The sequence below is a fragment of the Burkholderia sp. S-53 genome (assembly GCF_025560745.1).
Taxonomy (GTDB): Bacteria; Pseudomonadota; Gammaproteobacteria; order Burkholderiales; family Burkholderiaceae; genus Burkholderia; species Burkholderia pyrrocinia.
Genome location: NZ_CP090484.1, coordinates 1,367,908 through 1,393,772 on the forward strand (window position 1 = coordinate 1,367,908; position 25,865 = coordinate 1,393,772).

The 25,865-nt window shown below is 66.8% G+C and carries 23 protein-coding genes; 8 read left to right on the forward strand and 15 right to left on the reverse strand.

The features are described from left to right. Positions 1-104 precede the first annotated feature (104 nt). The gene (locus LXM88_RS28215; protein WP_262546332.1) at positions 105-368 is read left to right on the forward strand and encodes a hypothetical protein; all 264 of its coding nucleotides are present in this window, start codon (positions 105-107) and stop codon (positions 366-368) included. A gap of 70 nt (positions 369-438) precedes the next feature. Here the strand turns inward: LXM88_RS28215 and LXM88_RS28220 are convergent, their stop codons facing one another. Next, positions 439-1,233 (reverse strand): AraC family transcriptional regulator, encoded by a 795-nt coding sequence (locus LXM88_RS28220; RefSeq protein WP_262546335.1) that lies wholly within the window; start codon positions 1,231-1,233, stop codon positions 439-441. Positions 1,234-1,881: 648 nt separating this feature from the next. Between LXM88_RS28220 and LXM88_RS28225 the strand changes: the two genes are divergently transcribed. Both LXM88_RS28225 and LXM88_RS28230 read left to right on the forward strand, forming a co-directional pair. Beyond that, positions 1,882-3,018, forward strand: a complete 1,137-nt coding sequence (locus tag LXM88_RS28225; protein ID WP_262546338.1) for a branched-chain amino acid ABC transporter substrate-binding protein — start codon at positions 1,882-1,884, stop codon at positions 3,016-3,018. Between the two features lie 315 nt (positions 3,019-3,333). Further along, the gene (locus LXM88_RS28230) at positions 3,334-4,644 is read left to right on the forward strand and encodes an MFS transporter (protein ID WP_262546341.1); all 1,311 of its coding nucleotides are present in this window, start codon (positions 3,334-3,336) and stop codon (positions 4,642-4,644) included. 93 nt (positions 4,645-4,737) lie between these two features. Here the strand turns inward: LXM88_RS28230 and LXM88_RS28235 are convergent, their stop codons facing one another. From LXM88_RS28235 to LXM88_RS28245, 3 genes are all read right to left on the reverse strand, one after another. Continuing rightward, the gene (locus LXM88_RS28235) at positions 4,738-5,175 is read right to left on the reverse strand and encodes a DoxX family protein (protein WP_262546344.1); all 438 of its coding nucleotides are present in this window, start codon (positions 5,173-5,175) and stop codon (positions 4,738-4,740) included. 194 nt (positions 5,176-5,369) lie between these two features. Then, positions 5,370-5,825 carry an RbsD/FucU family protein gene (locus LXM88_RS28240; RefSeq protein WP_262546347.1) on the reverse strand — a complete coding sequence of 152 codons (456 nt, stop codon included), beginning with the start codon at positions 5,823-5,825 and terminating at the stop codon, positions 5,370-5,372. A gap of 172 nt (positions 5,826-5,997) precedes the next feature. Next, positions 5,998-6,249: a hypothetical protein gene (locus tag LXM88_RS28245; protein ID WP_262546350.1), complete on the reverse strand. Its 252-nt coding sequence runs from the start codon at positions 6,247-6,249 to the stop codon at positions 5,998-6,000. A gap of 34 nt (positions 6,250-6,283) precedes the next feature. On the opposite strand from LXM88_RS28245, the gene LXM88_RS28250 reads away from it, so the two are divergent. Then, positions 6,284-7,432: a hypothetical protein gene (locus LXM88_RS28250; protein WP_262546352.1), complete on the forward strand. Its 1,149-nt coding sequence runs from the start codon at positions 6,284-6,286 to the stop codon at positions 7,430-7,432. 207 nt (positions 7,433-7,639) lie between these two features. Here the strand turns inward: LXM88_RS28250 and LXM88_RS28255 are convergent, their stop codons facing one another. Together LXM88_RS28255 and garD are read right to left on the reverse strand one after the other, a co-directional pair. Further along, on the reverse strand, positions 7,640-8,032 hold the full coding sequence (locus LXM88_RS28255; protein ID WP_262546354.1) for a nuclear transport factor 2 family protein: 393 nt from the start codon (positions 8,030-8,032) through the stop codon (positions 7,640-7,642). Positions 8,033-8,282: 250 nt separating this feature from the next. After that, positions 8,283-9,836, reverse strand: coding sequence for a galactarate dehydratase (garD, locus tag LXM88_RS28260; protein ID WP_262546356.1), 1,554 nt, complete (start codon positions 9,834-9,836; stop codon positions 8,283-8,285). Positions 9,837-10,066: 230 nt separating this feature from the next. On the opposite strand from garD, the gene kdgD reads away from it, so the two are divergent. After that, entirely contained in the window at positions 10,067-10,981 is a 915-nt protein-coding gene (gene kdgD, locus LXM88_RS28265; RefSeq protein WP_262546359.1) for a 5-dehydro-4-deoxyglucarate dehydratase, read from the forward strand. Between the two features lie 184 nt (positions 10,982-11,165). On the opposite strand, the gene LXM88_RS28270 is transcribed toward kdgD, so the two are convergent. After that, entirely contained in the window at positions 11,166-11,711 is a 546-nt protein-coding gene (locus LXM88_RS28270; protein WP_262546361.1) for a hypothetical protein, read from the reverse strand. A 292-nt stretch (positions 11,712-12,003) separates the two neighbouring features. Further along, positions 12,004-13,581, reverse strand: coding sequence for an aldehyde dehydrogenase (NADP(+)) (locus LXM88_RS28275; protein ID WP_262546364.1), 1,578 nt, complete (start codon positions 13,579-13,581; stop codon positions 12,004-12,006). 247 nt (positions 13,582-13,828) lie between these two features. Here LXM88_RS28275 and LXM88_RS28280 point away from each other — a divergent pair, with 247 nt between their 5' ends. Then, on the forward strand, positions 13,829-15,205 hold the full coding sequence (locus LXM88_RS28280) for an MFS transporter (RefSeq protein WP_318654711.1): 1,377 nt from the start codon (positions 13,829-13,831) through the stop codon (positions 15,203-15,205). Positions 15,206-15,265: 60 nt separating this feature from the next. Here the strand turns inward: LXM88_RS28280 and LXM88_RS28285 are convergent, their stop codons facing one another. Beyond that, positions 15,266-15,991 (reverse strand): site-2 protease family protein, encoded by a 726-nt coding sequence (locus LXM88_RS28285; protein ID WP_262546365.1) that lies wholly within the window; start codon positions 15,989-15,991, stop codon positions 15,266-15,268. Continuing rightward, the gene (locus tag LXM88_RS28290; RefSeq protein ID WP_262546367.1) at positions 15,988-16,941 is read right to left on the reverse strand and encodes a DUF2167 domain-containing protein; all 954 of its coding nucleotides are present in this window, start codon (positions 16,939-16,941) and stop codon (positions 15,988-15,990) included. Before LXM88_RS28290 ends, LXM88_RS28285 begins: the two co-directional genes overlap by 4 nt. A 195-nt stretch (positions 16,942-17,136) precedes the next feature. On the opposite strand from LXM88_RS28290, the gene LXM88_RS28295 reads away from it, so the two are divergent. Both LXM88_RS28295 and LXM88_RS28300 read left to right on the forward strand, forming a co-directional pair. Further along, on the forward strand, positions 17,137-17,982 hold the full coding sequence (locus tag LXM88_RS28295) for a helix-turn-helix domain-containing protein (protein ID WP_262546368.1): 846 nt from the start codon (positions 17,137-17,139) through the stop codon (positions 17,980-17,982). A 422-nt stretch (positions 17,983-18,404) separates the two neighbouring features. Continuing rightward, positions 18,405-20,132, forward strand: a complete 1,728-nt coding sequence (locus LXM88_RS28300) for a YadA family autotransporter adhesin (protein ID WP_262546954.1) — start codon at positions 18,405-18,407, stop codon at positions 20,130-20,132. Positions 20,133-20,492: 360 nt separating this feature from the next. Here the strand turns inward: LXM88_RS28300 and LXM88_RS28305 are convergent, their stop codons facing one another. Genes LXM88_RS28305 through LXM88_RS28325 form a run of 5 tightly spaced genes read right to left on the reverse strand, consistent with a single transcriptional unit; the run spans position 20,493 to position 25,865 of the window. Continuing rightward, complete coding sequence (locus LXM88_RS28305) at positions 20,493-21,704, reverse strand: acyl-CoA dehydrogenase family protein (RefSeq protein WP_262546372.1); 1,212 nt, start codon at positions 21,702-21,704, stop codon at positions 20,493-20,495. Beyond that, positions 21,701-22,552 carry a hypothetical protein gene (locus tag LXM88_RS28310; protein WP_262546374.1) on the reverse strand — a complete coding sequence of 284 codons (852 nt, stop codon included), beginning with the start codon at positions 22,550-22,552 and terminating at the stop codon, positions 21,701-21,703. Before LXM88_RS28310 ends, LXM88_RS28305 begins: the two co-directional genes overlap by 4 nt. 54 nt (positions 22,553-22,606) lie before the next feature. Further along, positions 22,607-23,263 carry a methionine ABC transporter permease gene (locus tag LXM88_RS28315; RefSeq protein ID WP_047902352.1) on the reverse strand — a complete coding sequence of 219 codons (657 nt, stop codon included), beginning with the start codon at positions 23,261-23,263 and terminating at the stop codon, positions 22,607-22,609. Further along, positions 23,256-24,434 (reverse strand): methionine ABC transporter ATP-binding protein, encoded by a 1,179-nt coding sequence (locus LXM88_RS28320; protein WP_262546383.1) that lies wholly within the window; start codon positions 24,432-24,434, stop codon positions 23,256-23,258. The genes LXM88_RS28315 and LXM88_RS28320 overlap by 8 nt, the downstream gene beginning before the upstream one ends. A gap of 18 nt (positions 24,435-24,452) precedes the next feature. Next, the gene (locus tag LXM88_RS28325; protein WP_262546385.1) at positions 24,453-25,865 is read right to left on the reverse strand and encodes an LLM class flavin-dependent oxidoreductase; all 1,413 of its coding nucleotides are present in this window, start codon (positions 25,863-25,865) and stop codon (positions 24,453-24,455) included.

The following is a 25,865-nucleotide window of genomic DNA, read 5'->3' on the forward strand; positions in this document are numbered from 1 at the left end:
AGCGCAGCATCCCGTCGCCGGCCACGGTTTTAAGAATCGCTTAAGTCTTCGACGGCACCATCCGCAACCAGTACCCGATGGCTATCTCGAAAAGGAGGAAAGCGATGAGCGCCGTAGAAGCACCCGCGGGCCGCCAGGCCGCGCCCCCTGCAAAGAAGACGATGCTGCGCCGCCTGCTCAGTCATCACGAAATCGCGACGCTGCTCGTGCTGCTGCATGCACCGATCGGCGCGAACGCCAAACCCGAATTGCCTGCGCTGCAGGAAGCCGGTCTCGTCGAGATGGTCAAGCTCGACCCCGATACGGCCCCGAGCTTCCGGCTGACCGCAAACGGCACGGCCGTCCTGAAAGGGCTCGGCTACCGCTGAGCCGCCGTTTTCCCCGTTTCCCCGCATTGCCCCGATCCCTGCGACGCGCCGGCCCTTCCGGCGTCTCGCGTCACCCCGCCCGCTCCTGCAGCATCAACCGGTATTCCGTCGGCGTCACGCCGACCGTCGCCTTGAACTGGCGCGTGAACGCACTGTGATCCGTGTAGCCGCATAGCGCCGCGACGTCGGTCACCTTGTCGTGCGTGACGAGCAGCGCGGTTGCCGCATCGAGCCGCGTCTTCAGCAGCACCTGGCGCGGCGTCAGGTGGAACACCTTGTGGAAGTAGCGTTCGAGCTGCGCGACCGACATCCCGGCCATCTGCGCGAGATGCTTCAGGTTCAGCGGCTGCACGTAGTGATCCTGGATGTGCTGGACCACATCGGCGAGCTTGCTGTAGGCCGGATGCGATCCCTCGTGCGCCTTCAGGTCACGCGAGATGCCCGCGAGGCCGACCACCTTGCCCGCGGCGTCGCGCAGCGGCTCCTTGCAGGTCAGGCACCAGCCGGGCTGGCGGCCCGGATACAGGTGCAGCTCGAGCTGGTCCGTCAGTTGCTGGCCGGCGTTGATCGTCGCCATGTCCTGCTCGAAATAGCTGCGGCCGAAGCGGCGCGGGAACACTTCGTCGGTCGTCTTGCCGAGCAGGTCGCGCTTCTCCTTGTAGCCGCAGCGCATCGCCAGCGTGCGGTTGACGAGCGCGTAGCGGCCGTTCGCATCCTTCACGAAGAACGCGACGTCCGGCAGCGCATCGAACACCGGTTCGAGCAGGCGGAAGTGCGCGAGCATCGCGCCGAGATCGGCATTGTCGGGCTGGTAGCGCAACGTGTCGGACAGGCTCATGGGCGGTACGGCAAGCAAGGTCGTCATCCCGGCAACCGCGAAGCGAGTGGCAGATGGCGTCGATTATAGGAGCGCCACTTCAATCGCGTCGTGACGATTGCAGCGGCGGGCAAGCTGGCGGCAGCCGTCGCCTCGCGGCGCCGATCGGCCGGCATCGGCAAGCGACAACCGTTGCGTGCACAACGACTGCGCCGCGGATACGGCGGCCGGCCGCGAATCCGCTTGCCCCGCCGCATGCGGTCATGAATGCGGCGATGCCGGCGTGCCGCATCGGCGCGCCGGCACGGCACGCCCGAATCCCCCATCCTAAAAATGCGGACGTGCAGCGTCTTGGCGCGATTGCGCATTCGGTGTGACGATTTCGGCATATATCAGGGTTATCGACGATATGCCGATATCGTCGCCGGCCGCGCACCGAACGCGCAAGACGCGCGCATTTTCGCTACCTAGACTTCGCTTCACGGTCACGAGACAACTTCGCACCGCTGCAGCAATCGGCACGCACGACCCGCTCACGCAACCGTCGCGCACGCCGATTCCTGCACAAGCCGGGCAACGCGCGGCGAGTCGGTACGGCCCTCGCATCGGCCTGCCGACCGAAACGTCTCGCCCGGTTTACCGGCGCCGGCCCGCTGGCCGGCGGCGGCCCAACCACGCCATCAAGGGGAAGTGAAAGTGAAGCTGAAGGTATCGCACGTCGCGCTGGCCGCTGCCTGCGCACTGTCGGGCGCGCACGCCATCGCCGCCGACGTCGTCAAGATCGGTTTCGCCGCACCGCTGACCGGCCCGCAGTCGAACTACGGCTCGGACATGCAGAAGGGCGTGCAGCTCGCGATCGCCGACTTCAACGCGACGCGGCCGACGATCGGCGGCAAGCCCATCACGTTCCAACTCGACTCGCAGGACGACCAGGCCGACCCGCGCACGGGCACGACCGTCGCGCAGCGGCTGATCGACGACAACGTCCGCGGGATCATCGGTCACTTCAACTCGGGCACCAGCATTCCGGCGTCCGACCTGTACGATCGCGCGGGGCTGCCGCAGATCTCGATGGCGACGTCGCCGCAATACACGGCGCGCGGCTACAAGACGACCTACCGGCTGCTGACGAGCGACGCGCAAGCGGGCCGCATCGTCGGCACGTACGCGGTGAAGACGCTGCGCTTCAAGCGCATCGCGATCATCGACGACCGCACGGCCTACGGCCAGGGCATCGCCGACGAATTCGCGAAAGCCGTCGAGGCGGCGGGCGGCACGATCGTCAAGCGCGACTTCACGAACGACAAGGCGCTCGATTTCTCGGCGATCCTGACCAACCTGAAGGGCGTCAACCCGGACGCGGTCTTCTACGGCGGCGGCGACGCGCAATCGTCGCCGATGATCCGCAAGATGCGTCAGCTCGGGATGAAGTCGGCGTTCGTGACGGGCGAGATGTCGCGCTCGCCGACGTTCCTGAAGGTCGGCGGCGAAGCGGCCGAAGGCGCGATCGTCTACATGGGCGGGCTGCCGAAGGAAAAGATGCCGGGCTTCGCCGGCTACGCGGCACGCTACAAGGCGCGCTTCAACGAAGACGTGATCACGTACTCGCCGTACTCGTATGACGGCACGATCGCGCTGCTCACCGCGATGAAGGACGCCAACTCGATCGACCCGAAGGTCTATACGCCGTATCTCGGCAAGGTGTCGATCAAGGGCGTGTCGGCACCCAGCATCGCGTACGACACGAAGGGCGACCTGAAGGACGCGCCGGTCACGATCTACAAGGTCGAACACGGCACGTTCAAGCCGGTCGATACGATCGCCGGCAACTGATCGCCGACACCTGCTCCGCGCGGCGCGCAAGCGGCTCACCGGCCGCCCGCGCCGCGCGCGCTTCGGCTGCACGGTCCGAAGCGTTCCTCGGCGCGCACCCGCGCGCGCGCATTTCGCGCTCCTGTAGAATCCCCCCACCCGCTTTGACGCTTCGTCTGCGCCGCGCCCCATCCCGGTGCGGCGGTGCGTGTTCCGTGCCCTATCCGGCACCCGGCACGCTTCGACGACGCAAGCCGCGCCTTGTCAGTCCATGCCGATAGCGGGCCCTGGAGACGCAGCACCGACAACAACATTCGAAAACCGATCGTCCTGACCATGCAAGCTTCCGAATTGAGCGGCGTGCCTCGCGCCGCCGAACGCGCGCTCACGCGCAGCGACTATAAAACCCTTGGCCTTGCCGCACTCGGCGGCGCCCTCGAGTTCTACGACTTCATCATCTTCGTGTTCTTCGCACCGGCGATAGGACAGCTGTTCTTCCCGCACGACATTCCCGACTGGCTGCGCCAGTTGCAGACGTTCGGCATCTTCGCGGCCGGCTATCTCGCGCGCCCGCTCGGCGGCGTGATCATGGCGCACTTCGGCGACCTGTTCGGCCGCAAGCGGATGTTCACGCTCAGCGTGCTGATGATGTCCGTGCCTACGTTGCTGATGGGCCTGCTGCCGACCTACGACTCGATCGGCATCCTCGCGCCGGTATTGCTGCTGCTGTTCCGCGTGCTGCAGGGCGCGGCGGTCGGCGGCGAAGTGCCGGGCGCGTGGGTGTTCGTGTCCGAGCATGTGCCGTCGCGTCATATCGGCTATGCGTGCGGCACGCTGACCGCGGGCCTCACGGCCGGCATCCTGCTCGGCTCGCTCGTCGCGGCCGGCATCAACAGCCGTTACTCGAGCGCCGAAGTCGGTGCGTTCGCATGGCGCATCCCGTTCCTGCTCGGCGGCGTGTTCGGGCTGTTCTCCGTGTACCTGCGCCGCTGGCTGCATGAAACGCCGGTGTTCGCCGAGATGAAGGCGAAGAAGGCGCTCGCGGCGGAGATTCCGCTGAAGGCCGTGCTGCGCGACCACGGCCGCGCGGTGATCGTGTCGATGCTGCTCACGTGGATGCTGTCGGCGGCGATCGTCGTCGTGATCCTGATGACGCCCGCGCTGCTGCAGAAGCAGTTCCACCTGACGCCCGCGACGACGCTGTTCGCGAACAGCGTCGCGACGCTGTGCCTGACGGCCGGCTGCATCACCGCGGGTTCGCTCGCGGGCTGGATCGGCGCGAAGCGCGTGCTCGGCATCGGCGGCCTCGGGCTGGCCGCGTGCTACTACCTGCTGTTCGTGCAGGTCGCGGCCGACGCGTCGACGCTGCCGCTCTACTACGGGATCGCGGGCTTCATGGTCGGCACGATCGGCGCGGTGCCGTTCGTGATGGTCAAGAGCTTCCCGGCCGTCGTGCGCTTCTCGGGCATCTCGTTCTCGTACAACGTCGCGTATGCGATCTTCGGCGGCCTCACGCCGGTGATCGTGTCGCTGATGATGAAGTCGAATCCGCTCGCGCCGGTCGTGTACGTCGCAGTGATCTGCGTGCTCGGCGCGATCGCCGTGCAGTTCGCGAAGGATGCGAAGGACGTGAAGGGCACGCACTGAACGCTGGCGCACGCGCCCGTTCCATGCACAAAGGGCCGAATCCCGCGGGATTCGGCCCTTTTGTTTTGCTTCAGCGCAACGGCGTACGTGCGATCAGCGCAGGCCGCCGTACGACGAACTCGGACGACGCAGGCCGTCGATGCTCGCGCCGCCGGCGCCGGTGACGAACAGCAGCAGGAAACCGCCGGCGATCGAGATGTTCTTCCAGAAATGGATCACCATGTCGTGCTGGACCGCGGCGTCCGTCGCGTCCCAGAAATTGTGCCCGACCATCGCGGTCGCGACCGTATAGAACGCCATCAGCAGCGCGAGCGGCTTCACCTTGTAGCCGACGATCAGCAGCAGGCCGCCGAGCCCCTCGATCGCGACGACGATCGGCCCGATGACCTGCGGATACGGCATGTTCAGCCCATGCAGGTAACCGACGAAATCGCTGTAGCCGAGCAGCTTCATCACGCCGCCCCACAGGAACAACGCCGCCAGCGCCAGGCGCGCGAAAAAAATGACGCCGGAATCGACGGAACGCGTCATGCCTCTCTCCTCGTATGCAATTCGGCCGGCCGCACGGGGCGCGCCCGTGCAACTCGAGGCCGCGCGGCCCTGCGGGGCCCGCGGCAAATGGGCCAGCATAGAGGGTCTTTCGGCCGGGTCCAAGAAAAAGGTTGTAGCAAATCTTTACACGGCGGCCGCCGCGCGGCCCGCCGGCCGCGGCGCAAAAAAAGCGTTTAGCCCGCGTCGCTCAACAACACGCCTTTCTTGAAGATGAAGCAGCCGTAGCCGCGCAGCTCGCCGGTGACGATCACCGCGTACGTCTGCTGCGCGCGCTCGTAGAACGCGAAACGCTCGATGCCGGTGAGCGGCACCGCACGCCCTTCCGCGCGGTCGATCTCGGCCTGCACCTCGCGCTGCACCGGCGGCACCGCGGCCGCGTCGCCGACGACTTCCATCCGCCACGCCGGCGTGTCGACATACGTGTCGAGCGGCAGCACGGACAGCACCGCACGCGCGACGCGCGCCGAATCGGCGCCGTCGATCCGCAGCGCGCGGCCGACCACCGTGTGCTCCGCGACGGATTCCGCCGGAAAATTCGCGTCGCAGATCGCGATTTCGTCGCCGTGGCCCATCGCGCGCAGCGTGTGCAGGATGTCGGCGTGCAGCAGCGGGTCGAGATTCTTCAGCATGTGGGATTGTCTCCGGGATCAGGAATGAACCGCATAACGTTACCCGATCCCGGTGGCCGCTGCGCATGCATCGCTCGCGTCACGACACCGCGGCAGGCATTTCGTCGATGAAGCCGGTAACCGATGCGTCAATTCCATTTACTTCATGTGATCTGACGGGTTACGTACAAGCTCATCGCGTGCTTGCTGTGAATGTATTATTAAGGCTTGCACCCATACCAATAAAAACAAAATCAGCAACTATCACCGTAAATGGATCGAAAAACTGAACATTTTCCAAACCAATCTCGACAATTCCACTCACCTTATCCGCCAGCATCCGAACCAAACCGAATAGGCACTCAATGAATAACGTCGAAAAAATCCGGCGAGCCCTAACTGCGATCGCGACTGCAAACCAGGGAGCATCATTCAAAAGCATCATTGAATCAGATCGAGAATGCTTCCGAGGCTTGTACGTGACGTATGCCACTCAGGCCACAACACTCGACATCCAAGATATACAGCTCGATAAAATCGAAAATGAGTGCCCGTTACTGAAGAGCTTCTTCGATGGAACCGGGCTTTTGTTCTATACCGATGACATTTATCAGCAATCGTTGAACGGCAAGGCACCGATAAAAATCGATTTCTCCATCAGCCTTGACAAAAATGTAACCGATGCGATTCGCTTGTTTGTCGAAGGCAAGCAGCCATCACAACCTCAAAACCTGTACAAGCTGCTGCACCTAGCCTGCGGGCGCGGAGAAAGAAGTTTCAACTTCGATTACCTTGCCTACCTCTCCGAAGAATTCGAGCATTTTTCAGTGAAAGGGAACAATCGTCCAATTCAGACCTTGAAGGCGCTCAAGAAACTCGATCACTTTGCTCCCGGTGCGTTGGACGAACCACCGGGCAAGCCGATATTCACTGTATCTGACGACGACATCGACACGATCGTCCAAGACACGCTCAATGCCACCGTGTTTGCCCAGCCCATGCACTTTCTGCAGACACGTCGCCTGGCAACCTACGTTGTGCTTTTGAAGGCCGCATTGCTGAATTGGCGCGGACAGCATAGTGAGCCTGCCCAGGCACTGGAAGAACTGGTGAGTTTCAGCCTCGAGACTCTGGGTAAGTTTCCCAAGGCGGAAATCTACTTTGCGTGGAAATTGCTAGGCGGCGCTGGTGAAGTCCCTCAATTCTTCACTCCAGTAACTCAGCCGACTTTGAAATCGCTCGAACGCTTGCGCAGCATGTCATGGGACTTGACGCTGTTCAGAATGGCCGAACTCTTGTCAGCGACACCAAGGTCAATGGGAACTAACAATGCCGACTTCTTTGTCCCCTTCGTGGCCTCCTACGACAGCAAGTTTCGAGAAATGGTCGACGCCTGCCCATTGCGAGCAATCGTAATCGACTACGCATTCAAGGTCGTCAATCTCGTCTTTCGCGATGAGTTGCAGTTTCAGCTCGACCTGTCAAATGCGTCCGAGCGAGTCATGCGAAAGCTCAACGACCAGCATGCGTCCGCACATCGACTACATCGCGACCTCGACCACGAACAGCTGGAACGCGCGATGCGCACGCTCGAACAGGATGCTCTGGCGCACCTCGCCACTTGCTAACGTCATCCGACCTCATCCCGTATCGTTGCGTGTCAGCGATTCAGCACGGCGCTAGCAACTGGGAAAGCGCGCACGTACGGCCTTGATTCAGTCCGCTGTCGTGCGCGCATCGCCAGCGTTTTGTCGCTAGCTTGATTGCACCGAATCGACGCCTTGGGCGCACTCTCGGGCTTCCAATTGCAACTCCTGATTACGTGTGCTCGCTGCTCACACCACCGCGGCAGGCATTTCGTCGATGAAACCGGTGACCGATGCGAGGCGGCCCGACGCATCGACGATGCCGAAGTCCGAACCCTTCACGATCGCCGCGCCGTCGGGCGACACGAGCGCCCACGAGAACCGCAGGTGCTGGCCGAACGCGTCGACGTCGGTCGTGCGGCGGAAGCGGAATGCCGGGAATCGCTCCTGCACGGCCGCGATCATCGTGTCGATGCCCGCGTGACCGTCGCCGGCCATCAGCGGATCGCGATAGGCCGCGTCGCTCGCGTAAGTCGCATCGATCAGCGCGCGGCGGCGCACGACGTCGGGTTCGTTCCATGCGTCGAAGTAGCGGTCGATCAGGTCGGCGTGAGCGGACGGTGCGGATTGGGCGGTGTTCATGGCGAGGCTCCTTGTGTCGATGAGGGGACGATGTCGCGAACGTGTCGTGTCCGCGTGCAGCTATCGTCGCCGGCCTCGCGCGGGCGGTCGATTACGTGCGAGGTAAGGAAATCGCGCCGGCCGCGTCGAGTACGCACGCCAACGGTTCGATCTGCCGGACGACGCGTAACTGCGCCGATTCCATCTTTCGCAGCCGCAAAGAAAACGGGCGCCCTCGGGCGCCCGCATCGCATGCCGTCGCGACCGCGCGTCAGGTCACCGGCGCCGGATTGAACAGCGTCAGCGCATTCGCGAGCTTCCATTGCTCGGCCCACGTCCGGCGCTTGCCGCTCGCGACGTCGAGCATCAGCCGGAACAGTTCCCAGCCCACGTCCTCGATCGTGGCCGCGCCGGTCGCGATCTGCCCGGCGTCGAGATCCATCAGGTCGTGCCAGCGGCGCGCGAGATCGCTGCGCGTCGCGACCTTGATCACCGGCACCTGCGCGAGACCGTACGGCGTGCCGCGGCCGGTCGTGAAGATGTGCAGGTTCATCCCCGCCGCGAGCTGCAGCGTGCCGCAGATGAAGTCGCTCGCGGGCGTCGCCGCATACAGCAGCCCCTTCTGCCGCGCGCGATCGCCGGGACGCACGACACCGGCGATCGGCGCGCTGCCCGACTTCACGATCGAACCCATCGCCTTCTCGACGATGTTCGACAGGCCGCCCTTCTTGTTGCCGGGCGTCGTGTTCGCGCTGCGGTCGACGCGGCCGCGCTGCAGGTAGCGGTCGTACCAGTCCATCTCGCGGATGATGTCGCGCGCAATCTCCTCGTTCGCCGCACGCGACGTGAGCTGCGCGACGCCGTCGCGCACTTCCGTCACCTCGGAGAACATGATCGTCGCGCCCGCACGCACGAGCAGGTCGGCCGCGAAGCCGACGGCCGGGTTCGCGGTGAGCCCCGAGAACGCGTCGCTGCCGCCGCACTGCACGCCGACGACGAGATCCGACGCGGGGCACGTCTCGCGACGGCGGCGGTTCAGCCGCTCGAGATGCGCTTCGGCCATCTTCATGATCGAGTCGATCATCGAGTTGAAGCCGACGTGTGCGGCATCCTGCAGGCACACGACGCCGCCGTTGTCGGTCGCGCCGTCCGCGGCCACCGGAATCGTGCCGGGCGGCAGCAGGCGCTCGGGCTGCAGTTTCTCGCAGCCGAGGCTCACGGTCATCACCTCGCCGCCGAAGTTCGGGTTCAGGCTGATGTTGCGCAGCGTGCGGATCGGGATGTCGGCGTCCGGCGCATCGATCGCGACGCCGCAGCCGTACGTATGCTCGAGCCCGACCACGTCGTCGACGTTCGGGTAGCGCGGCAGCAGCTCGGCCTTGATCCGCTTCACCGCATGCTCGACGACGCCCGACACGCACTGCACGGTCGTCGTGATCGCGAGGATGTTGCGCGTGCCGACCGAGCCGTCGGCATTGCGGAAGCCCTCGAACGTATAGCCTTCGAGCGGCGCCAGCGGCGGTGCGGCACGCGTCGCGAGCGGCAGGTCGTCGAGCCCCGGCGGCTCGGGCATGCGCATCGTGCGCTCGTTGACCCAGCTGCCGCGCCGCAGGTCGGTCAGCGCATAGCCGATCACCACGTTGTAGCGGACGATCGGGTCGCCGGCCGCGAGGTCGGCCAACGCGACCTTGTGCCCCTGCGGCACGCCTTCGCGCAGCGTCAGCCCATCGGCGAACGTCGCGCCTTCACGCAGGCCGCCGTCGTTGACGACGATCGCGACGTTGTCGTCCGGATGCACGCGGATGTAGAGAGGGGAAGCAGTCATCGGAACTCCTGGAAGCCACCGGTCATATCGTTAGTCATCATATGACATTCGGCCTCAACCGGCGATGCTGCGTAAACCCTTATCCGGAAAGACCCTACTATCGAGCGGCCAGCAAACCGCTTGCGTCACCCTTTCCCTCGTTGTACGATGACATACAACGACATCGCCAATGTGGCCCGTATGCCGTTCCCGACGAACCCAGCACTCGCGCTAGACGGACGACCCCAACCATGACTTCACCGCAAGAACTCAAACAGATCATCTCCCACGGCCTGCTGTCGTTTCCGCTGACCGACTTCGACGCCGACGGCAACTTCCGCGCGACCACCTATGCCGAGCGCCTCGAATGGCTGGCGCCGTATGGCGCGAGCGCGCTGTTCGCGGCCGGCGGCACCGGTGAATTCTTCTCGCTCACGCAGCGCGAGTATTCGGACGTGATCCGCGTCGCGACCGAAACCTGCAAGGGCAAGGTGCCGATCCTCGCCGGCGCGGGCGGCGCGACGCGCGTCGCGATCGAATATGCGCAGGAAGCCGAGCGCCTCGGCGCGAGCGGCGTGCTGCTGATGCCGCACTACCTGACCGAAGCGAGCCAGGAAGGGATCGCCGACCACGTCGAGCAGGTGTGCCGCGCGCTGAAGATCGGCGTCGTGGTGTACAACCGCGCGAATTCGAAGCTGAACGCCGACATGCTCGAGCGCCTCGCCGACCGTTGCCCGAACCTGATCGGCTTCAAGGACGGCGTCGGCGAGATCGAGAGCATGGTCACGATCCGCCGCCGCCTCGGCGACCGGTTCGCGTACCTCGGCGGCCTGCCGACGGCCGAAGTCTATGCGGCCGCGTACAAGGCGCTCGGCGTGCCGGTGTACTCGTCGGCGGTGTTCAACTTCATCCCGAAGACCGCGATGGATTTCTACGAAGCGATCGCGAAGGACGACCACGCAACGGTCGGCCGCCTGATCGACGATTTCTTCCTGCCGTACCTGAAGATCCGCAATCGCCGCGCGGGTTATGCGGTCAGCATCGTGAAGGCGGGCGCGAAGCTCGTCGGCCACGACGCGGGCCCGGTGCGCGCGCCGCTCGTCGACCTCACCGAGGCCGAAGCCGCGGAGCTCGATGTGCTGATCAAGAAGATGGGCCCGCAGTAAGAGCGGGTGTGGCCGGCGTGGCGCCTTGATCGGCGCTGCGGCCGGCTGTTTTTGCGGCGCGCGCCGGGTTGACCCTGGCGCGGCCGTTTGTATCGGTAACCGTGCACGCATCCGTCGCGATGCGTGCCGCCTCTGCCGCAGCGCTCCGCCCGACGCCGCCCGCTTCTCGGGCCGGCCCTCCGCGTCACATCTGCGCGATGATCCCGACGATCCGGTAGCGCACGTTCCCCAGCTTGACCCGCGTCGCCTCGATCTGGTCCTGCGCGCCCGCACGCGCCTTCGATTCGCCGTCGAGAATCTGTCCGAGCACGTCGCGGTCGACGACCGCATCGAAGAACCGGCCGACCGTGATCGTCGCGGACTGCTTCGCGGTCGCGAGCTGGCTGTTCGCCTGCGTCAGCGCTTCGGCGCGCAGGCCCTGGTCGCGTTCGTCGATGCTGCGCCGGTACTGGAGCGCGAACACCAGCGCCTCCATGTCCTGCCGGAAACGTCGGACGGCCTGCCCGAACACGAGCGAATGTGCATCGGCGCCCGTGACGAGCCGCCCCTGGTTGATCGTCACGTCGAATTCGCTGCCGCCCAGGTCGCGCTGGAATTCCAGCAGCGCATTCGCGAGCACGCGCCCTTCGCTGTATTGGCCGATCTGGGTGCGCACGGATTTCGCGACGTCGCCGATCGCTTTCCACAATCCGGCCGCGAACAGGTGATCGCCACGCTTGTTGATGTTCATTGGAGGGTTCCCTCGTTGTCTTTTGTCGGTCTCTCAGGCTCGCCCGCGGACCGCAGGGTCCGGGGCTCCGCTACTGTAGGAGAAATTCGGGGAATGCGGAAGACGGCGACATCGACGGCAGTCTGCCCCCTCGGTGCCGCCGCTCACCCCGCTCACTGACCCGACGAGATCGGCGGCACGAACGCCCGCCATGCAAAAAGGCGGAAGCGGCCCACCGGCCACTTCCGCCTTTCTGTTTTTCCGCCCCGGCGCACCGGCCGCCGGGGATCGCGCCCTCAGTCGATCCGGCCCGTCACTCCGCCTTGCCGTCCCGCAGGCGCGGAATCTCGAGCGGATTGCGTTCCTGCAGCCCTTCGGGCAGCAGGTCGTCCGGGAAGTCCTGATAGCACACGGGCCGCAGGAAGCGCTCGATCGCCGTCGCGCCGACCGACGTCACGGCCGGGTTCGACGTCGCGGGGAACGGCCCGCCGTGCACCATCGCATCGCACACCTCGACGCCGGTCGGGTAACCGTTGACGAGCAGGCGCCCGGCCTTGCGTTCGAGGATCGGCAGCAGCCGGCGCGCGAGCGGCTTGTCGTCGGCGTCCATCTGCAGCGTGGCCGTGAGCTGGCCTTCGAGCGCGTCGAGCACGCGCGCGACTTCGTCGAGATCGCGGCAGCGCACAATCAGCGACGCCGGCCCGAACACCTCGTGGCTGAACGCCGGTTCGGCCAGGAATGCCTGCGCGCCGACTTCGTACAGCGCGCCGCCCGCCTGGCATTCGGTCTGCGCCGCCTCGCCCGCGCCGATTTCGCGCACGCCCGGCAGTTCGGCCAGCTTGCCGCGGCCGTTGCGATACGCATCGGCGATGCCGCGCGTGAGCATCACGCCGGCCGGCTTCTTCGCAAGTGCCTGCGCGGCGACGGCTTCGAAGCGGTCGAGATCGGGGCCGTCGATCGCGAGCACGAGGCCCGGGTTCGTACAGAACTGGCCGACGCCGAGCGTCAGCGAATCGACGAAGCCCGTCGCGATCGCGTCGCCGCGCGCGGCGAGCGCGGCCGGGAACAGCACGACCGGGTTGATGCTGCTCATTTCCGCGTAGACGGGAATCGGCTGCGGCCGCGCGTTCGCGAGCTGCACGAGCGCCATGCCGCCCTGCCGCGAACCCGTGAAGCCGACGGCCTGGATCGCCGGATGGCTGACGAGCGCCGCGCCGATCACGCGGCCGGGGCCGATCAGCAGCGAGAACACGCCGGCCGGCATCCCGCATTTCTCGACGGCGGCGCGGATCGCGCGGACGACCAGCTCGGACGTGCCGAGGTGCGCTTCGTGCGCCTTCACGATCACCGGGCAGCCGGCCGCGAGCGCCGACGCCGTATCGCCGCCGGCCACCGAGAACGCGAGCGGGAAGTTGCTCGCGCCGAACACGACGACGGGCCCGAGCCCGACCTTCTGCAGCCGCAGGTCCGCGCGCGGCAGCGGCGTGCGCGCGGGCTGCGCGGGATCGATCGACGCGGCGAGGAAGCGCCCGTCGCGCACGACGCGCGCGAACAACCTGAGCTGGCCGACGGTGCGGCCGCGCTCGCCCTGCAGCCGCGCGACGGGCAGGCCCGTTTCGGCATGCGCGCGCTCGATCAGCGCATCGCCGAGCGCGACGATTTCATCCGCGATCGCGTCGAGAAACGCCGCGCGGGCCGCGAGCGGCTGCGCGCGGTACGCATCGAACGCGTCGCGCGCGAGTTCGCACGCGCGGCCGACGTCGGCCTGCGTCGCGACGCCGAACGCCGGCGCATCGATCTGTGCGCCCTTCGTCGGGTCGAACGCGAGCAAGTTACCGGCCGAGCCGGTCACCGCTTCGGCGCCGATCAGCATCTCTCCTGTCAGTTGCATGGGGTGTGCTCCGTGGTTCGGGAATGATGGGTTCATTGTAGCTCAACAGATACGATGTCTGCCGACGTGATTTCGCGATTCATGCTGATCGTCGATCTTGCCACACTATGCGCGAATCCCTTACTCATTCAGTCTATGCCCAAATTTTGACCACTTTGCGTTGCGCCTCAAAGGGAAAACCCGAGGTTTCTGCACTCGGGCATTGCCCATAAACTTCCGCTCATGTCATACGACGACGTACATTAAAGTGCCCAATCAGACCACCCCTCGCGATCTTCCGATCGACCTCGCGCGCACCGCGCGCCGGACCGCCGTGCGCTACTGGATCCTGGCGATGCTGTTCGTCGTCACGACGCTCAACTACGCGGACCGCGCGACGCTGTCGATCACCGGCACGCCGATCCGCAAGGCGTTCGGCATCGATCCGGTGACGATGGGCTATATCTTCTCGGCGTTCAGCTGGGCGTACGTGCTCGCGCAACTGCCGAGCGGCTGGCTGCTCGACCGCTTCGGCGCACGGCGCGTGTATGCCGCCAGCATCTTCCTGTGGTCGGCGTTCACGCTGCTGCAGAGCACGATCGGCCTCGGCGGCAGCGCCGCGTTCGCGGTCGCCGCGCTGTTCGCGATGCGCTTCGCGGTCGGCATCGCCGAGGCGCCCGCGTTCCCCGCCAATGCGAAGGTCGTCGCGAGCTGGTTCCCGACCGCAGAGCGCGGCACGGCGTCGGCGATCTTCAACGCCGCGCAGTATTTCGCGGCGGTCGTGTTCTCGCCGCTGATGGCGTGGCTCACGCATGCGTACGGCTGGCACCAGGTGTATCTGTGGCTCGGCCTCGCGGGCATCGCGCTCGCGTTCCTGTGGCTGCGCGTCGTGAAGGATCCGGCCGACCATCCGGCCGTGAACCGCGCGGAACTCGACCATATCGAGCAGGGCGGCGGCCTCGTGCGGTCGAAGTCGCACGGCACCGGTGCCGCGTCCGAAGGCAGCCGCGTCGCGGGCTGGTACTACGTGCGCCAGCTTCTGTCGAACCGGATGCTGATCGGCGTCTATCTCGGCCAGTACTGCGTGAACGTGCTCACCTACTTCTTCCTCACGTGGTTCCCGATCTACCTCGTGCAGGCGCGCGGGATGTCGCTGCTGAAGGCCGGCTTCATGACGTCGCTGCCGGCGATCTGCGGGTTCCTCGGCGGCGTGCTCGGCGGGATGCTGTCGGACGGGCTGATCCGCCGCGGCGTGTCGCTGACGCTCGCGCGCAAGATCCCGATCGTCTGCGGGATGGCGCTGTCGATGGTCATCATCGGCTGCAACTACGTCGACAGCGAAGCGCTCGTGATCGTGCTGATGGCCGTGTCGTTCTTCGGCAAGGGGATCGGCTCGCTCGGCTGGGCCGTGGTCGCGGATACCGCGCCGAAGGAAGCGATCGGGCTGTCGGGCAGCCTGTTCAACATGTTCGGCAATACGGCCGGCATCGTCGCGCCGATCGCGATCGGCTACCTCGTCGGCGCGAGCGGCTCGTTCAACGGCGCGCTCGTGTTCGTCGGGTTGAACGCGCTCGTCACCGTGTTCAGCTATCTCGTGATCGTGAAGGACATCAAGCGCGTCGAGCTGCGCCATCGCGACGCTTGAGCTTCTAATGAAGGGAAGGAATACGACGGCGGCCGCGTAACTGCGGCCGCCGTTTTTGCGTCAGGTCGCGGAATGCACGACGCGCAGCATGTCGTGCACGCCGGACGTCATCAGCGCGAGGAACGCGAGCAGGCCGACGTAGCAGAGCGCGTAGGTCGTCTTCGTCTCGATCGACGTCGCGTAGTACACGCGGTTCCCCGGCGCGTCGGGATCGTAGCGCCACGCGCGCTTCAGCTGCGGCAGCGCGAGGATCGCCATCACGATCAGCAGCGGGCTCGGGCGATACACGAACAGCGCGATCAGCACCGGCACGCCCGCGAACCAGATGCGCGGCGACAGCACCGCGGTGATCCGCCCGCCGTCGAACGGCGACAGCGGGATCATGTTGAACAAATTCAGGAAGAAGCCCGTGTACGACAGCGCAAGCAGCAGGTTGCTGTCGTAGTGGCGCGCGGCCGCATAGCAGGCCAGCGCGCCGAGCGTGCCGACGAACGGCCCGGCGAGCCCGACATACGCTTCGGTTTCCGCGTCGTGCGGCATCTCCTTCAGCTGGATCCAAGCGCCGACGAACGGGATGAACGTCGGCAGCCCGACGTCGAGCCCGCGCCGCTGCGCGGCCAGGTAGTGGCCGGACTCGTGCACCAGCAGCAGCGCGACGAAACCGGCCGCGAACCGCCAGCCGTAGAACAGCGCATAGACCGCGATCGACGCCAGCATGGTGCCCGCCGACACGAGCACCTTGCCGAGCTTGAGGCCGCCGAAGATCAGCAGCAACAGCTTCGTCATTCCTTGCGCTCCGGGCCGGATACGTCGGACGCGTCGGCGACGACCGGCACCGCGGCCGGCTTCGGCTTGCGCCCGAAGAAGCGCTTCAGCGCCGCGCCGCCGGCCAGCAGCGCGACCGCGCCGATCTTGAAGAACTTCACCGCGAACGCGCCGATCAGCGCGAGCAGCCCGAGCTTCTTCGCGCCGACGCCGACGATCAGCGCCGCGAGGCCGTACTCGGCGACATGGTCGGTCGACTTGTTGAAATCGGCGTAGCGCTTGCCGTCGTTGAAGCTGATGTTCGACAGCAGGTCGTCGGCCGACGCCTTGTACTTCGGCAGGTCGGCCAGCGTCGACGCCATCGTCAGCGACAGGTAGCCGTCGCGGCCGAGCACGAGCGTCCGGTAGTTCACGCCGTCGTTCCCGGCGTTCGGCGCCGCGCCCTTGTCGCGGATGATCGCGGACCACACGAGCCGGTGCGTGGCCGCGTCGTACGCGGGCGCCTTGGCCCAGCCAACCACCTCGGTTTCGGGCAGGCCGCGCTCCTTGCGCGCCGGGTTGTTTTCCTCGGTGCCGGCCTGCAGGCTCTTCAGCAGGTCGTCGGGCTTCCAGTCCTTCGCGTCGTCGTCGCGGATGTAGCCGCTCGGCTCGAACGACACGACCGAGATCCAGTCAGCGTCCGGATCGTCGGGCAGCACGAGGCCGACCAGCTTCGATTCGTCGATCGAGTTGCCCATCGAACGCAGGTAGCGGCCGGCTTCGGCCGCCGGCACGAACGATTCCCCGGCCTTCAGCTTCAGCACGGCTTCGTGTTTCACGTCGATGTCGGTCGGCCCCTTCACGACGGCCTCGTTGGCGGCCGCGGCGGCGGCCCTCATTTCCACCTGCGCAGCTTCGGTCTGCGCATGGCCGCTGGTCACGGCGAGTGCGAGCGTCGCCACGCAGGCAAGCCGGACGGCAAGTTTTTTCATTGTTGGATTCCCCTGTAATGCCTTGTTGTGAATGTGCGCGGCACCGGCCCATGCGTTGTCGTCGCGGGTCCGGCGTCGCCTCTCAGTTGGCACGGGGGCTATGGTAACGCAGCGCCGGGACGCACCCGGGGAGCGGCGCGATGCTTACGTCGCAGGTAATGCCCAACGCGCGCGGGATTGCCTATCATCTGCTGCATGAACCCGACCGCCGCCCTTCATTCGCCCGCCCCGTCCGCCAGCCGTGCGTCCGGCATCGGCCCGCTGCTGCGCACGTGGCGCCAGCGCCGGCGCCTGAGCCAGATGGCGCTCGCGCTCGACGCGGAAGTGTCCGCGCGCCACCTGAGCTTCGTCGAATCGGGACGGGCGCAGCCGAGCCGCGAGATGGTGCTGCATCTCGCGGAGCGGCTCGACGTGCCGCTGCGCGAACGCAATGCGCTGCTGGTGGCGGCCGGCTTCGCGCCGCTGTTTCGCGAACGGCCGTTCTCGGATCCGCAACTGGATGCCGCTCGCCATGCGGTCGAAGCCGTGCTGCGCGGCCATGAGCCGTACCCGGCGCTCGCGGTGGACCGCCACTGGACGCTGCTCGCCGCGAACCGGATGCTCGGCGCGCTGGTCGCGCAGGCCGATCCGTCGCTGCTGCAGCCGCCCGTCAACGTGCTGCGGCTGAGCCTGCATCCGGACGGCCTCGCGTCGCAGATCGTCAACTGGCATGAATGGCGCGCGCACATCCTGCATCGGCTGCAGCGGCAGATCGATGCGAGCGGCGACCGCACGCTGCATGCGCTGCGCGACGAACTCGCCGCGTATCCGGCGCCGGCCGGCCAGCCCGACGACACGCAGGCGCGCACCGACTTCGCAGATATCGCCGTGCCGCTGCGGCTGCGCACCGCGGCCGGCGAGCTGACGTTCTTCAGTACGACGACCGTGTTCGGCACGCCGGTCGACGTGACGCTTTCAGAACTCGCGATCGAGGCGTTCTTTCCGGCGAATCCGGAGACGGTGGCCGCGATGCGGGCGCTGGCGGACGCGTTGGCGGCGTAGTAACAAGCGCGCAACGAAGATTGACGGAAGCCGACGCCTGACCGCCGGCTTCCGCTCCCCAGACCGGTATGCCGGCGGTCCGCGCATACATCGACACGACGAACTTTCCCCAACGCATAGAGATCGGCCGCCGTGGCAAACATGGGCGCCGGTGAGTCCTATCAGAATGCGTCGTCGCATCTCAAGCTGCAGATCCGGGAAGCACCAGTGTTCCGACATCTTCGAATCCAGCAGCCGCACCTGTGTACCGTTTCCCCATCTGATTCGCGCCGCTGAGTGTCAAATTTGCTTAGTACATCTTTTCAATTGGGCTGTGATCGAGCAAAGGTTTCATACAAAAGACACGAATGAGATGCGACCGGGAAATCGCGAGACGGACATGCAAAACACAACTCAGTTTCTATATCGAGCCAAGGAATCACGTGAACAAGAATCATCGAGGGTTGGGGAATCCGGCACAGCGCGCGCCGGCAAAGTCGAAGGCGGTACTTGCTGCCGCCGTTGGCGCGGCAATTGTTGCCTTCACGGCTTCCGCGCCGGCGCGGGCCGACTACGTGCAGAACGGGACGTCGACCGAAACGTCGGCCGGCTGTGTCGGCAACATCGCCATCTCGGGAAGCGGCACGTATCCGGCCACTGCAACGGGCTGCGACAACGTGGCGATCGGCACTGCGGCAGCCGCGAATTCGGGCTCGTCGACCGGAGCCTATAGCGAAACCGTTGCGATCGGCCGCATGGCGGCCGCGACCGGTGCCTTTGCGACGGCCGTCGGCGGAAATGCCGTGGCAACCGGCGACCAGGCGACGGCGATGGGTGTGGCCTCAAGCGCGGTCGGAACCAAGGCGACGGCAGTCGGTAACGGAGCCATCGCGAACGGCGCGACGGCATCCGCCTTCGGCCAGGGCGCGATCGCCGTCGACCAGTCGACGGCGGTCGGCCAAGGCGCCAGCGCCACCGCGACATTTTCCACGGCCGTGGGCAAGGGCAGCATTGCGGCCGGCGGTACGGCACTCGGCTTTCAGGCAAACGCCGGCGCGAACGATGCGGTAGCGCTCGGCGTCGACAGTTCGGCCTCCGCTGTCGGGAGCATCGCCATCGCCCGTGCGACGGCATCCGCGGTGAATGCGGTCGCGATCGGCGAAGGCGCGAACGCCGCCGATGCGAATTCCGTCGCACTGGGCTCGAACGCGTCTACACGCGCTTTCACCACCGTCAACAGCGTAACGCTCAACGGCGTCAGCTACGGCGGCTTCGCGGGCACGCCGGTGGGCGTGGTCAGCGTCGGCAGCAAGGGCGCCGAGCGTCAGATCGTGAACGTCGCGGCCGGCGCGATCAGCGCGACCAGCACGGATGCGGTCAACGGCTCGCAGCTCTTCTCGATCGCAAACCAGGTTTCCACGTTGACGGCGGATCTGGCAACGCTCACGACGACCGTCGGCAAAATTTCGTCGAGCGTCCCGAGCGGCGCGGTGACGGACGATACGGGCACCGCAATCGGCAAAAATACGCTGGTCAGCGTGCCGAACGGGACCGCGGTCGGCAACGGCTCCAATGTCTCGGGCGATAACGGTACGGGCGTCGGCGTCAATTCCACCGTCACGGCGGCGAACGGAACCGCCATCGGCACGAATTCGAAAGTCACCGCATCGAACGGAACGGCTATCGGCGCAGGGTCGAATGTCTCCGGCAAGGACTCAACCGCGATCGGCACGAACAGCCGCGCAACCGCCAGCAATTCGGTCGCGTTGGGAGCGAATTCGATCGCCGATCGGGACAACACGGTATCGATCGGCGCGCCGGGCGCCGAGCGTCAGCTCACCAACATGGCCGACGGCACGGCCCCGACGGACGGCGTCAATGTGCGTCAGTTGAACGGCGCAATCAATTCGGTTCGCGAAGAAATGTCGAAGTACCGCAAGGACGCGAACGCGGGCACTGCAAGCGCGATCGCGATGGCGAACATGCCGCAAGCCGTGCTGCCGGGTGAAAAGGTGGTCGCGCTCGGCGGCGGGACGTATGGCGGTCAAAGCGCCATGGCGGTCGGTCTTTCCGTCGCGACGGCGAAATGGCTGGTCAAGGGCTCGGTGACGACGGCGGTTTCCGGCCACGGCTCGTTCGGTGCGGGTGCGGGCGTCGGCTACCGCTGGTAAGGGTGCTCGGCCCGTGAAGCGTCAAGAGTCAGTTGCTTGACGCCGCACGGCAAGCCATCGGCGCGACCGCGCCGATGGCGCCACGATCTCACGCGGTACGTCGTTTCCCGGTCGCCGCAGCAGGCTACGCCTCCGTATCCGGAAACGTCACGGCCTGCCCTGCCGGCTGCCCGTTCAACGCGCCGCCGCGCACGGCGACCGGCCCGCGCACGATCGTATGCGCGGGCCAGCCGCTGATCGTGCATCCGTCGTAAGGCGTCCAGCGGGCGGAACGAACGATGTGTCGGCATGGGCGGCAGGCACCGGCGCTTGCCGGTCGGCATGTAGCCGCCACGAAGCGCCCCCGCGCCGGCTCCGTCGTCACGTATAGAGCGACGCCGCCGGCAACTCTCCCGTCAGCGCGAACCGGCCGACATCGCGCAGCCGGTAGTCGAGCGGATCGTGCAGCGTATGCGTGCGCGCATTCCGCCAGAAGCGGTCGAGGCCGAGCGACGCGGCCGTCGCGCGCGCACCGCATGCGTCGAACAGCGCCTCGCCGTTGTCGAGCGCCGCGCGCTGCGCGACGATCTTCGCGTCCGATACCGCCAGCGCCACTTCGGCGCGCTCGTCCGCCGTCAACGCATCGTGCCGCGCCCACGCGTGCTGCAACGCGCCGCCCGCGCGCTCGGCCAGCGCCGCCGCGGCAACGGCACGCACGCGCATGTCGCCGAAGCGCTGCAATGTGTACGGATCGTCGCTCGCCTGCGCGGCATCCGAGTGAATCCACGGACGGCCGTGTTGCAGCACATAATCGCGCGCCTCAACCAGCGCGCCTTCCGCGAGCCCGACGAACAGGTTCGTCAGCACGAGCTGCGACACGAGCGTGCGCAGCGTCGCGCGCGGTGTCGGCGGCGCTTCGGACCGGTGCAACACCTCGTCCGGCGCGAGCGTCACGCCGTCGAAGCGCACGCTGCCGCTGTCGGTCTGGCGCTGGCCGACCGGATCCCAGTCGTCGTTGACCATGATCCCTTCGCGATCGGTCGGCACCACGCCGAACACCGTGCGGCCGGTTTCCGGATCGTGCGCGGACACCGTCATCCGCTGCGAGCCGCGCGTGCCCGAACAGAAGCCCTTCACGCCATCGAGGCGGTAGCCACCATCCGCCGTCGCGGTGGCCACGAGCCGCGTGTCGAGCGGATTGACCGCATTGCCCCACCACCAGCCGTGCTCGACCGTGCCGCGCAGATAACGCTCGCGCTGCGCGGCACTGCCCCACACGTCGACGCTCACCACCTGCAGGCACTGGAACCCGACGAGATGCGCGAGCGCACTGTCGACACGCGCGATCTGCCGGATCGCGTCGTAGATCGTGGGCCACGCGGCTTCCTGCCCGCCGAACGCGCGCGGCACCGCGAGCGTCAGCAGGCCCGCGTCGGCGAGCCACTGTTTCTCCTGCGCCGCGTGACCGCCCGCGCGGTCGCGTGCGGCGGCGGTTGCGCGCAGCGCGTCGATAACGCGCGCAAGTGCGTCCGGATCGACTACCGGGACATCCGTTGCCGCGGCGAGCGTCGCCGGGCCGCGTGGATCGTTCATGCGACGGCTTCCTGTTCCTGGGTCGAGACAGCTTCCGACAGCGGCACGAGTTTTCCGAGTTCGTGCCTGCCGGTCAACCGCGACAGGATCTCGCGCCGCCAGTCGTCGTAGATCGCGCGGTATTCGGCGATATCCGCGCCGAACACGTGTGCGGTATGCGCGTACTCGTCGTGCAGATAACCGTCGAGCCGCGCCTGCGTTTCCTCGTCGGCGGCAATCACGCGATCGATCAGCGCGTCGCGCTCGGCGGCCGGCAGCGCCTTCAACGTGTCGAACCACCACTGGACGATCTGCACGCGATGCCATTCCTCGTCCGGCCGGATCCGGTTCTCGCCGTGCTCGCGCATCGCGCCGTCGCCGATACGGCCGGTCTTGCGCTGGATCCACAGCTTCGCGAGGATGTGCAGCTCGTAATGCCATTCGAACGCGAGAAAACCCGCGACGTCGCGCACCGCGATATCGCCGATGCGCGCCCAGTGCGCGGCGACGAGCCTATCGACTTCCGGCAGCGGATCGCGCCCCGTGAGTTCGGTCACGCGCTCGCGGCCGATCACCGCATGCGCGCCGTCGTCGCCTAGCTGGCGCGACAGGATCAGCTGGAAATGCGGATCGTCGCGAAACAGCGTGTCGATCGCCTTCGCGACGACCTGCACGATGAACAGGTCGTGCGACGCCATCTTCGTGTAGTAGTCGGCGACGGCGGCCAGCTCGTCCGCGTTGGCCGGCTCGCGCGGCGGCGTGGCGAGTTTGTCGGGAAAGCCGGGACGATGGCGTCGCGCCACGTCGAGAAACAGCGCTTCCTCGAATTGTCCGTTCCATTCGCGCGGCGCGCCGATGGGCAAGGTCATGGGTATGGTTCTCTCAGGGTCATGAATGAAGCGAGCAAACGCTCGTGGCGTCGCTCAGGTACGCCGGGTCACGCGTCGGACCAGGCGGTCGCCCGTGATTTGCACGGCCGAAACGAGTGCGATCAGGATCACGATCACGGTCACCATCACCGTGGTGTCGAAGCGCTGGTAGCCGTAGCGGATCGCGAGATCGCCGAGCCCGCCCGCGCCGACGGCGCCCGCCATCGCGGTCGAGCCGATCAGCGCGACGACGGTGATCGTGAAGCCGCCGAGCATGCCGGGCAGCGCCTCCGGCAGCAGCACGTGCCACACGATGTGGCGACGCTTGGCGCCCATCGCGAGCGCAGCCTCGATCAGCCCGCGATCGACCTCGCGCAGGCTCACTTCGGCGATTCGCGCGAAGAACGGGATCGCGGCGATCGACAGCGGCACGACGGCCGCCCATACGCCGATCGTCGTGCCGATCAGCACGCGCGTGAACGGCAGCAGCGCGACGAGCAGGATGATGAACGGCGTCGAGCGGAACACGTTGACCAGCGCGCCGAGCACCGCGTTCACGCCGCGCCGCGCGTAGATGCCGCCGGGTGCGGTCGTCACGAGGATCACCGCAAGCGGAATGCCGATCAGCGCCGCGATCGCGGCCGACGCGGCGACCATCGACAGCGTGTCGCGGATCGCGTCGAGCAGTTCGGGCCACCAGAGCTCAAACATAACCGAGCACCTCCGCGTGATTTGCGTGACGGCGCGCACGTTCGAGCAGCGCGGCGACCGCGCCGCCGCGTGCGGACGACGGGCCGGCTTCATCCGCGCGCGGTGTGGCTGCGATCACGAGCCGCCCTTGTGCATGCCCCTGGATGCGCTCGATCCCGCCGTGCAGGAACCGCACGGAGCCGCCGAGCGCCGCCGCGAGCGCGCCGACGTCCGGCTCACCACCGCTCTCGCCCGTATAACGAACGTCGAGCACGACCTGCGCGCCGTCGGGCAACGCGGCCTGCTCGGGCAGCGGCTGCACGCGCGCGGCCAGTTCGGCCGGCAGGTCGTGCACCAGCGTGCTGAGCAGCGCGCGCGTCGCGCCGTGGCGCGGATCGCCGAACACGCGCCACACGGGGCCCGTTTCGACGACTTCGCCCTGTTCGATCACCGCGACCGTGTCGCACACCGCGCGGATCACTTCCATCTCGTGCGTGATCAGCACGATCGTCAGCCCGAGGCGGCGGTTGATGTCGGCGAGCAGCGCGAGGATCGACTGCGTCGTCTCGGGATCGAGCGCCGACGTCGCCTCGTCGCACAGCAGCACCTCGGGATCGTGCACGAGCGCGCGGGCAATGCCGACGCGCTGCTTCTGCCCGCCCGACAGGCTCGCCGGATACGCGTCGCGCTTCGCGGTCAGCCCGACGAGTTCGAGCAGCGCGTCGACCTTGCGCACGCGCTCGGCCTTCGGCACGCCGGCGATCTTCAGCGGCAGCGCGACGTTCTCGAATACCGTCTTCGCGGACAGCAGGTTGAAATGCTGGAACACCATGCCGGTGCGGCGGCGCAAAACGACGAGGCCGTCCTCGTCGAGCGCGCCGACGTCGACGCCCTGCACGCGCACGCGGCCCGAGCTCGGCCGTTCGAGGCCGTTCACGAGCCGCAGCAGCGTCGACTTCCCGGCACCGCTACGGCCGATGATCCCGAACACCTCGCCGCGCCGCACGTCGAGCGTCACGTCGCGCAGCGCGGCGGCCTGGCCGCGCGGCGTCGCGAACACCTTGCCGACCTGCTCCAGCGATACGGCCACACCATCAGCCTGCGCGGCCGTTTTCCGATGCACCGTTGCAGCAGCGCCGGCACGCGCAGCCGATGCGTCGATGAAACCCAGCGTATCGAACAATTGCGTCATCGCTTCGCTCCGTCACGTTCACGCATGCGCTGAATGCGCGGGTTCCGGCACGGCGGCCGGCCGGTGCTGCGCACCGGTGTGCCACGCAGGCAGGCGCGCGCCCGCGCCGAACAGTTTCTCGCGCAGCGTCGGCGCGGGATCGTAGTCTTCCTTGTACACGCCGCGGTTCTGCAGCTCGGGCACGACCCAGTCGACGAAATCCTCGAACGACTCGGGCATCACGGTGCGCGTCAGGTTGAAGCCGTCGATACCCGTCTCGTCGATCCACGATTGCAGTTCGTCCGCGACCTGCGACGGCGAACCGACGATCGGCGCATAACGGCCGCCGAGCGACATCTGTTCGAGCATCCGGCGCACGGTCCACGTGCCGGTCGTGCTCTTGCGCGAAATCGCGTCGACGGCGGACTGGATCGAATCGGTCTTCACGTACGAGATCGGCTCGTCGAGGCCGTACTTCGCGAAGTCGATGCCGGTCGAACTCGCGAAATGCGCGAGGCCGGCTTCGGGGCTCGCGTAGCGCCGGTATTCGTCGAATTTCTCGCGCGCGAGCCGCTCGGTCTCGGCCGTCACGACGCTCACGCCCGCGAAGATCCGGATCGACGCCGGATCGCGCCCCTGCCGCGCGGCGGCCGCGCGGATGTCGAGCGCCGCCGCGCGCGCGGCGGCCTTGCTCTGCCCGTTCACGAACACGCATTCCGCATGACGGCCCGCGAACTCGACGCCGCGTGCGGACGAACCGGCCTGGTACAGCACCGGCGTGCGCTGCAGCGACGGCTCGCTCAGGTGGATCGCATCGATCGAATAGAACGGCCCGTCGTGCTTCACGCGCCGCACCTTGCCGGGCTGCGCGAACACGCGCGCCTGTGCGTCGCGGATCACCGCGTCGTCGTCCCAGCTCTGTTCCCACAGCTTGTAGACGACCTCCATGTAGTCGTCCGCGCGTTCGTAGCGGTCGTCGTGGCCGATCTGCTGCGCGAGGCCCATCCCGCGCGCGGCGCTGTCGAGATAGCCGGTGACGATGTTCCAGCCCACCCGCCCCTTCGTCAGGTGATCGAGCGTCGACATGCGGCGCGCGAACAGGTAAGGCGGCTCGTAGGTCAGGTTCGCGGTCACGCCGAAGCCGAGATGCTTCGTGACCTGCGCCATCGCCGGCACGAGCAGCAGCGGATCGTTGACGGGCACCTGCACCGATTCGCGCAACGCGGCGTCCGGACCGCCGCCGAACACGTCGTACACGCCGACGATGTCCGCGAGAAAGATCCCGTCGAACTTGCCGCGTTCGAGCGTCTTTGCGAGATCGGCCCAGTAGTCGAGATCGGTGTAGTGCGCGGAGCGGTCGCGCGGATGCGTCCACAGCCCGTGATTGATGTGCCCGACGCAGTTCATGTTGAACGCGTTGAGCAGGATCTTCTTGCGGTTCGCCGTCGTCAT